Genomic DNA, 8,964 nt, shown 5'->3' with positions numbered 1-8,964 from the left:
GGGTGCCATTATTTTAGAGGTTAATGACTAATTAAGAATGGGGTGAAGTGGTATGTTGTAATTGGTGGTGTTTTAACTAGGATTGAATTGTAAATGGTTGTGTTTTATTGAAACGTTCTCGGTATTCGCGTGGCGTGATCGACAGGTTTTTTTTAAAGGCAAGGCGCATATGGTCAGAGCTCGTAAATCCGCTCATGTATGAGACGGTTTTCATAGGAAGCATACCGTCGCTCAGTAGCCGACGGGCGTGATCAATACGAGCTTGGTCTAAAAACTCTGAAGGGCACATCCCTGCTTCTTTAGTAAATACTCGTGTAAAGTGCCGACTGCTCATGGCGGCGCGTTCAGCCATAACTGCTACTGACACCTTTTGATCCATGTTAGCTAGAACCCACTCTTGAATTTTGCGTATCGTGGAATTCTGAGTTTTTTGAGATGCCAGATTAGAGCTGAATTGAGACTGTCCACCTGGCCTTTTCAGGAAAATCACTAAATCTTGGGCGACTGCAAGAGCTAATTGGTATCCGAGATCCTCCTCGATGAATGCAAGTGCTAGGTCAATGGACGCACTGACGCCCGCTGATGTCCAATATTTACCCTCGCGTACGTAAATAGAGTCGATCTCCAGATTTACCTCGGGAAACTGCTTTGCAAAAGCATCCCTCATACGCCAGTGTGTGGTTGCGCGCTGTCCGTTAAGTAGGCCAGTAGATGCCAGAAAGAAAGCCCCGGAGCATAGGGCTGCGAAGCGCTCGGTGCTTGGTGCGCATTGCTTAATCCATTCTATGATACTTGGATTGAGTTTAATCGCCTCATTAATTTCGTGAGCGCCAACCACTAGGACGGAATGACTGCGACAGCTCGTTGATAAATCTCGGGCTGCATGGAGCGACATCGCGGTATCCGATGCTACTGCGCCAATCAGGGTTGAACGTATACCTATTTCATAGGCTTCAGGGCATCCCATGGATTTGAGGATACGGTTCGCGTATGTGAAAACGGTCATAGGGCCAATGGCTTCGAAGGATTTGAAGCCTGGATAGATGAGGAGCTCAACCGATCTCATCTGATAGTCATTCAAAAGCATTGTTGGGTCTCCGGTGTCTTGAAACGACGTCAGTTTGGCTTCCAGCGACGGTCGTTGGCGCGCCACAGTCGAAAGCCGACGCGTAAGCTGATGTCTCAATCTCGTTCAGAACCATGGGTCAATACAATGATAAAATCACGTGCAGCTGTAGCATTTGGGCCTAATCAACCTCTGGAAATTGTTGAGGTGGACGTACAGCCGCCGAAGGCCGGTGAGGTGCTGGTGCGGGTTATCGCGACCGGCGTATGCCATACCGATGCGTACACCCTTTCGGGCCAAGACTCGGAAGGTATTTTCCCGTGCATCCTGGGGCACGAGGGGGGAGGTATCGTTGAGGCGGTTGGGGAGGGGGTTACGAGCTTGAAGGTAGGGGATCATGTAATTCCTCTCTATACCGCAGAGTGTGGTGACTGCAAGTTCTGCAAGTCCGGTAAAACCAACTTGTGTCAGGCGGTACGTGCAACCCAAGGCAAAGGTCTTATGCCGGATGGCACGACTCGCTTCAGTTACAAAGGGCAGCCTATCTATCACTACATGGGGTGCTCGACGTTCTCTGAATACACCGTCCTTCCCGAAATTAGCCTTGCGAGGATCCCCGAAGACGCGCCACTCGAGAAGGTGTGCCTGCTTGGTTGTGGCGTGACGACGGGAATTGGAGCTGTTCTGAACACTGCCAAGGTTGAGAAGGGCGCTTCTGTTGCAATATTTGGGCTGGGTGGGATTGGTCTGGCCGCGATCATCGGGGCCAAGATGGCAGGCGCGGGTCGCATCATCGCGATCGATATCAACCCTGCGAAATTTGATATTGCCAAAGAACTTGGAGCTACTGACTTCATCAACCCCAAAGAATATGACATTCCGGTTCAGGAGGTTATTGTTCAGCTCACTGATGGCGGTGTTGATTACTCCTTCGAGTGCATCGGCAATGTAAGCCTGATGCGTGCGGCACTCGAGTGCTGTCATAAAGGTTGGGGTGAATCGGTGATTATTGGCGTTGCACCAGCCGGCGCCGAAATTTCGACCCGCCCATTCCAGCTTGTCACCGGACGCGTCTGGCGCGGCTCGGCCTTTGGTGGTGTCAAAGGTAGAAGCGAGCTCCCGAGCTATGTCAGCAAATCGCAGTCTGGCGATATCCCGCTCGATAAATTCATCACACATACGATGGGGCTCGAAAAAATCAATGACGCGTTCGACCTCATGCATGAAGGCAAGAGCATTCGCACCGTAATTCACTTCTAACCTGTATTCAAAGAGGTAACTATGTCTGTTTATACACATGTTACTGTAGGTACAAATGATCTTGTGAAAGCCAGGGCTTTCTACGACCAAGTCTTGGCAGAAATCGGCCTCGAACGGATCGCTGACTTGGGTGAAAACGGTTCTATTTGGGGAGAAGACAAACCGTCGTTTTTTGTACTCACCCCGGCAGATGGCCAGCCAGCGACGGTAGGCAACGGCGTCACCGTCAGTTTTGAGGCGCCGAATCGAGCAGCGATTGATGCTTTCCATGCTAGTGCGCTGCGAGCTGGTGGAAAAAACGAAGGTTCACCTGGCGAGCGGGGCTGGGCTGAGAACGCCTACGCAGCATATGTGCGCGATCTCGACGGGAACAAATTGGCTGTCTATTCATTCAAGAAGCCCTAATACGAGTTGGACGTAGCGAGTTTACGGCCTCCTAGGAGGCCGTCTTTTTTTGACCCTAAAAAAGGTGGCGCAGTGCGCCACCTCATACGCCAATGTTAGGTGTAGCTTCGATCGCTCTCGATCACGGAGTCCAGCAACGCACTACGGAAAGCCTGAGCACCGTCTTGATGGGCCTCTTTCAGTTCCCGCAGCCATTTTCTATACTGGATCGAGACTTTATCCGCGACAACCGAAACTTCATCAGCCGGAGCATCCTTCGGCCATTGAGACTCGATCACAGGCTTATCTTCAGCAAAGACTAAATCATTAAATGCAATGTGAAGATAATCTGAATCGTCAGCCTGCTCCCTTGCGAACAGCAAGAAGTTCTTGGTAGTGCTATCGTCAACTGGGCATGACACGTTGAAAAGCACATGTAATGAATTGCTTGAGTACTTAGCGACTTCCAGATTGATAGCGAAGGGCATGCTGCAGGTATAAGAGAACGACCCAATTGGGGCTTGATCTGGAACGGCCATATCTTCCGGGGTATCGTAAACGAAACGGAATTGGCCATTAAAACGATCCATCGGTACGATCGGCGGTTCCGCGTTGTTAGGATCAAACAGCGTGCCAGGGTGGATAAACGCAAAATGGGAAAAGTCTGTAAAGTTTTCCCAACGTCGCTCTGCTGTTGCGTTCCACCAATAGGGTTCTTGGATCACGACTCGAAGTTTCGGATCGCTTGCTGCACTGAAGTATGGGATCTCAGTGCAAGCATAACTTGAGTCCAGCCTTACCCAAATCAGACCGTACCGCTCTTCACAATCGAATCGCTGAACTTTAGCTCGATTAGGAATGGGGCTGTTGGGGCACGCCGGCACTAGTTTACATGCACCTTCCGTGTCGTACTGCCACCCATGATAAGGGCATTGCAGTCGATCATTAGCGATGGTGCCCAGCGAGAGCTTTGCCGACCGATGTGCGCAGCGATCATGCATTGCGACGTATTGGCCACTAAGTTTAGCAACAACCAATTGCTCATTTAGAAGCTTCACCCCTATTGGGCCTAGGCTGGAGGGGTGGGCCTTTTCCAGTTCTGTCACTGTACAGACGGGATGCCAAAAGTGCCGAAGGTACTCGCGATCGTTGTTATTGATTGCCTGTTCCATGTATGTAGCCTTTGTGGATGACGTTGTTATGTATGAACACTCAACTCAGCTGAGTGCCCTGTCTCCTACCTCTACTCATAGAAAGGGTAAACACTTGGTAATGGTGTATTTACGCCAATCATACGGCTGGTACATCAGATTTATCATCTGGTACACAAGAAAAAAATAGGCCATTTCTGACCCGCGTGTCAACCTTCGGATAGGCTCTGGACGGTTAAAAATGTAAGTGGTCAAATCCAATAGATTTTAGAGTATTAGCTAAGTTTTTAATGGTTCGATTTAGTGCATTAGGTGGGCGAGTTTGGTGCATAAAAGAAACATTGCTGCAAGCCGCTCAGCCGTAAAATGTTACTGCCGGTGATCACTCAATGACACGCGGCTGTGCGGCTCAGTTGAATGAGACTTGATTAAATTAGCGTGGGCTCAGCGTGGAAATTTTTACGATAGAGAATGTGCGGGGCGTAAAGACAGTCTACAACTTTGCGTAACAATCGGTGTTACGAAAATCCTCACGGTTACCGTGTTTTCTCCAGGTATAAGCGGCCTGCTGATTGCAGATCGAATGGATACAATTTCAGTTGCTTCCCTAACAATATGTTGCTTGGTTATTATGGCTTGGAATTTGCTCGCCGAAACCTGACCCGTTGGTCAGGTGATGAGGAGCGAACGCGTGAAATTAATGAAAAATGTGCTGTGTGCTGCCTGTGCAACATCCGTCTCGGGGGCGGCCCTTGCAGGCGACATGCTCATGTGGCACCAGGAAAGCATAAGCTATCAGTACGGTAAGGATTTTAAGATCGACCCTCGGCGTATGCAGATTATTACGTTTGAACATATGAGCGGGTGGACATGGGGTGATTTTTTCTTCTTCATCGACAATTACTGGTATCCCGGAGATCAAACGGCATATGACGGCCATCACGGCATCTACTCGGAGTACGCGCCACGCTTCTCGCTTTCTAAGATTTTCGACAGAAAATTCGAGTTAGGGTTAATTAAAGACGTCTTGGTAGCAACCACTGTAGAGTGGGATAATAATCGAAGCAAAGGCCGTGATGATCAGGTCAACTATCTGATTGGCCCAGGCTTTGATCTCGCCTTGCCAGGCTTTGATTACTTCATGTTGAATTTTTACTATCGGAAGCCGGAAGGCGGCGAAGGAATGGGGGGGTGGCAAGTCACTCCGGTCTGGTCATATACCATTCCTGTAGGTCGAAGCGACGTGCTTGTAGACGGATATATAGATTGGGTGATAGGGGATAAATATGGGCTTGTGCACAATTTTCATTTCAATCCCCAGGTCAAATATGACGTAGGGAAAATTGCATGGGGTGTGTCAAAGAAATTATATGTTGGTATTGAATATGATTATTGGTCGAACAAGTATGGTATTGAAAATACCAGGGGTTACAACACAAATCAAAGCGTTACGAGTGCAATGATCAAGTATAATTTTTGATGGGTGGGGGCTAGGCCCCCAACCTTAAATTCTGAGCGCAAATTTTAAGTTGACGTCAGGCGTACTCGCTGTGTCGAATTTATAGCCCTTGATGACCAGGTTGTAGTGCGATGCAAGCAGTTTCTTGGCTGCATCTGCGTCTTTGCTTTCTAGGCATTTCACTAGCTCGGCATGTTCGTTTCGAAGTTTGCAATAGTCAAATCCCACTCGGTAGAGTGCGTTTATAAGTGCCTCGCGCCTGCGTAGTTGGGAATGGATCTGGTCAATCGTACGGTTGCCAAGGAATGAAATAAGTAACGAGTGAAATCCGCGTCCAAGTTTATCGCCCTCGTCTTCAAGTCCACATCTGTGGGCAGTGTGCTCCTTGTCCGTGTGAGTGCGGAGTTCGGCAAGCTGCTGAGGACTGATGCATTGGATTAATTGATCGATAACCCCGCTTTCCAATACCAAAAGCATCTGATAGAGCTCGAAAGCATCGTCGAAGGTTGGACACCAAACGCTCGTTGACCGCTTGGGAGAAATTTCCACCAGCTTGTCCTGTGACAAGCGAATCAACGCCTGTCGTACCACCGTTCGGCTCACGCTGAACAACTCAGCGATTTCTCGCTCGTTCAGCTTGGTTCCAGGGGGAAGGCGGCGGTGGTAGATGGCATCGGATATGGCCGTAACAATGGTTTGAGTCAGCATTGAAGTACCTGTGGCGCCTTACTGCTCTGTGATTGAGCGAAGTGAGCGAACATAGCACCAAAATGTAACACGGCTCCAACGATGTCACCGTAAGAAACATAATGGTGCACAAAACGCTATAGAATTGTATACATAGCGACCTAGGGGTGGCATGCAATCTTATGGAAAAAAACCATATATTACAGTGATATAGGTCTACCAGCCTAGAGCCAGCAATCGACTTTGGCATAGAAACTGCTATGAAATCAGTCTCATAGAAATCTTGAAACCAGGTAGGCGAAAAGCTTGCTTGGACAGAAAATCAGCTAGACTGGTATACCAGATTGGCATTCTGGTGATCCAGATAGGTGCTTTTGGTACAGAACAATAACCAGCCATCCTTAGCCCTGAGGACTGATACGTGAACGACCAACGCAAGCCTTTGCTAGACGACAAGACCTACCTTCGTCATTTCTGGCACCCCGTGTGTACGCTGAACGAATTTGAGCGCGCCAATGCGAGTGGCCACGGCCCAATGGGGGTCACGCTCCTTGGAGAGAAACTGGTGTTAGCCCGGCTTAACTCAAAAATCGTTGCCGCTGCTGACCGTTGCGCACATCGTTCTGCGCAGCTTTCAATAGGCCGCGTATGCAACCATGCAGGAAACGACTATTTGGAATGCCCTTACCATGGCTGGCGCTATGATGAGGCGGGCGCTTGCAAGCTTGTTCCGGCCTGCCCTGATAAGGGCATTTCTCCTCGCGCAAAGATCCAGGCTTACGACTGTGAGGTGAAGTACGACATCGTTTGGGTGCGTTTGGACAACAGCTTCGATTGCACCCAAATTCCTTATCTGAGCGACTACGATAATCCGCAGATGCAAGTCATCGTTGCAGATTCCTATATTTGGCATACGGTCGCTGAAAGGCGTTGGGAAAACTTTACTGACTTTTCTCATTTTGCCTTCGTGCATCCAGGCACTTTGTACGACCCATTTTTTGCGAGCCACCCAACGGTCTATGTGAATCGCGTGGATGGTGAGATGCAGTTCAAACTGGCTCCGCCGCGTGAGATGAAGGGCATCCCGCCAGAAGCTCCGATGGGTGATTTCAACTATCGATGCACCATGCCTTATTCTGTCAATCTGGAGATCAAACTCTGGAAAGACGATTCTCGTTTCATCTTATGGACGACCGCTAGTCCGGTGGATGACAAGACGTGCCGTAACTTTATGATCATCGTTCGTGAAAAGGACAATCAGCCTGATCATATGCATCTGGCATTCCAAAAGCGCGTTCTTGATGAGGATCAACCCGTCATCGAATCTCAGTGGCCATTAGAGATCCAGACTTCCGAAGTATCAGTTGCAACTGACAAGGTGTCGATCCAGTTCAGGAAATGGCATAAAGAATTGTCTTTGGCTGCGGTTGAAGGTCGTGACGCCTTCCGCGAGTCGGTTCTCACCACGGTACTGGAGGAAGAGCAGTAAGCAAGGATGCATTGATCTGTGCCGTCTTCAAATAGGCGGCACTTACAATGTGAGTCGCCTGAGCGGTGACTCGGTCAACTATAATTATTAGCCTGGGTATCTACTCATGCAACCATTAGCCCTGCAGAAGAAAACTAACGTTGTTAAGATGTTGTTCATGGGATGGCAACACGTTCTGGTGATGTACGCGGGTGCTGTAGCTGTTCCGCTCATCCTGGGCGCAGCACTGAAGCTGCCGAAAGATCAGATCGCTTTTCTCATCAATGCTGATCTCTTTGCATGTGGTATTGCGACCCTTATTCAGTGCGTAGGCTTCGCTAATGTGGGTATCCGGTTGCCAGTGATGATGGGGGTAACGTTTACAGCTATTGGCCCACTGATCGCCATTGGTACGGATCCAGAGGCGGGGTTGCTGCAGATCTTTGGCGCCACAATCGCTGCAGGTATATTTGGTTTTCTTGTCGCCCCATTTATCGGGAAGATCATAAGATTCTTCCCACCGGTGGTCACCGGCACTGAGATCCTGGCGGTTGGCCTATCGCTGATGGTTGTAGCAGCCAGTTGGTCGGCCGGTGGCTATGGCAATCCCGATTTTGGGAACCCGCTCTACATAGCGATTGCCACTGCGGTGCTGGTAGCCATCTTGATTATCGTGCGCTTTGCGAGAGGATTTCTGTCCAATATCTCAATTTTGCTTGGGCTCATGTTTGGCTTTCTGCTCGCATTTGGTGCGGGCCAGGTTGACTTCAAAGATGTAGGAGCTGCACCGTGGATCGGCGTGGTCGTCCCGTTTCACTTTGGTATTCCACAGTTTAGTTTGTGGCCTATCGTTGCCATGTGCATCGTGATGTTGGTCACCTTCATTGAATCCACGGGAATGTTTCTAGCATTGGGAGAAGTCATTGACCAGGAAGTAAAAGAAAAGGACTTGGTACGTGGTTTCCGGGCAGACGGTGTGGGCACCGCTCTGGGTGGGATTTTCAACACGTTTCCATACACGTCCTACGCACAGAACATTGGCTTGATCAGTATTACCGGTGTCAAGAGCCGCTGGGTGTGTGCGCTCGCGGGTGGTTTCCTTATGCTGCTAGCCCTGTTTCCTAAAGTGGCAATGGTTATTGCTTCTATCCCTCCCTATGTGCTGGGCGGTGCTGGTCTTGTGATGTTCGGGATGGTGGCAGCCAGTGGTATCAAGGTATTGTCGAAGGTTAGTTTTACTGACAACAAAAATTTGTATGTTGTGGCGATTAGTCTTGCAGTTGGAATGATCCCTGTTGTGTCTCCCCAGTTTTTTTCAAGATTGCCTAAAGATTTAGCCCCAGTACTCGAGAGTCCAGTGCTATTGACGGCAATCTGTGCGGTTGTGCTAAATATTTTCTTCAACGGATTTGGCAGCGAGAAAGAAGCGAAAGCGTCGCTCCTGGTCGCAGCTAAAGAGGCCGAAGTCTGATCGCAGGTTTAACCAACA

General features: G+C 49.4%; 8 protein-coding genes. 5 read left to right on the top strand and 3 right to left on the bottom strand.

Going from position 1 to position 8,964, the window contains the following annotated elements; genetic code table 11:
- Window positions 1-76 precede the first annotated feature (76 nt).
- Entirely contained in the window at window positions 77-1,087 is a 1,011-nt protein-coding gene (locus ACF8K2_RS14405; protein WP_392465443.1) for a GlxA family transcriptional regulator, read from the bottom strand.
- A gap of 126 nt (window positions 1,088-1,213) precedes the next feature.
- Here ACF8K2_RS14405 and ACF8K2_RS14400 point away from each other — a divergent pair, with 126 nt between their 5' ends.
- Entirely contained in the window at window positions 1,214-2,326 is a 1,113-nt protein-coding gene (locus ACF8K2_RS14400; RefSeq protein WP_392465450.1) for an S-(hydroxymethyl)glutathione dehydrogenase/class III alcohol dehydrogenase, read from the top strand.
- A gap of 21 nt (window positions 2,327-2,347) precedes the next feature.
- A complete protein-coding gene (locus ACF8K2_RS14395; protein ID WP_392465440.1) occupies window positions 2,348-2,731 on the top strand; it encodes a VOC family protein in 384 nt (127 codons plus the stop codon).
- Window positions 2,732-2,826: 95 nt separating this feature from the next.
- On the opposite strand, the gene ACF8K2_RS14390 is transcribed toward ACF8K2_RS14395, so the two are convergent.
- Window positions 2,827-3,882, bottom strand: a complete 1,056-nt coding sequence (locus tag ACF8K2_RS14390; protein ID WP_392465438.1) for a Rieske 2Fe-2S domain-containing protein — start codon at window positions 3,880-3,882, stop codon at window positions 2,827-2,829.
- 670 nt (window positions 3,883-4,552) lie between these two features.
- Here ACF8K2_RS14390 and ACF8K2_RS14385 point away from each other — a divergent pair.
- Window positions 4,553-5,341, top strand: coding sequence for an outer membrane protein OmpK (locus tag ACF8K2_RS14385; RefSeq protein ID WP_392465436.1), 789 nt, complete (start codon window positions 4,553-4,555; stop codon window positions 5,339-5,341).
- A gap of 24 nt (window positions 5,342-5,365) precedes the next feature.
- Here ACF8K2_RS14385 and ACF8K2_RS14380 read toward each other — a convergent pair whose 3' ends face one another.
- Window positions 5,366-6,028 (bottom strand): GntR family transcriptional regulator, encoded by a 663-nt coding sequence (locus ACF8K2_RS14380; protein WP_392465433.1) that lies wholly within the window; start codon window positions 6,026-6,028, stop codon window positions 5,366-5,368.
- A 400-nt stretch (window positions 6,029-6,428) separates the two neighbouring features.
- Between ACF8K2_RS14380 and ACF8K2_RS14375 the strand changes: the two genes are divergently transcribed.
- Together ACF8K2_RS14375 and ACF8K2_RS14370 are read left to right on the top strand one after the other, a co-directional pair.
- The gene (locus tag ACF8K2_RS14375) at window positions 6,429-7,496 is read left to right on the top strand and encodes a Rieske 2Fe-2S domain-containing protein (protein ID WP_392465431.1); all 1,068 of its coding nucleotides are present in this window, start codon (window positions 6,429-6,431) and stop codon (window positions 7,494-7,496) included.
- 106 nt (window positions 7,497-7,602) lie between these two features.
- Window positions 7,603-8,946 (top strand): nucleobase:cation symporter-2 family protein, encoded by a 1,344-nt coding sequence (locus ACF8K2_RS14370; protein WP_392465428.1) that lies wholly within the window; start codon window positions 7,603-7,605, stop codon window positions 8,944-8,946.
- The last annotated feature ends 18 nt before the right edge of the window (window positions 8,947-8,964 follow it).

It is taken from the genome of Pseudomonas sp. xss_2 (genome assembly GCF_043104195.1).
In the GTDB taxonomy this organism is placed as follows: Bacteria; Pseudomonadota; Gammaproteobacteria; order Pseudomonadales; family Pseudomonadaceae; genus Aquipseudomonas; species Aquipseudomonas urmiensis.
This window is presented reverse-complemented; position numbering and strand designations above follow the sequence as displayed.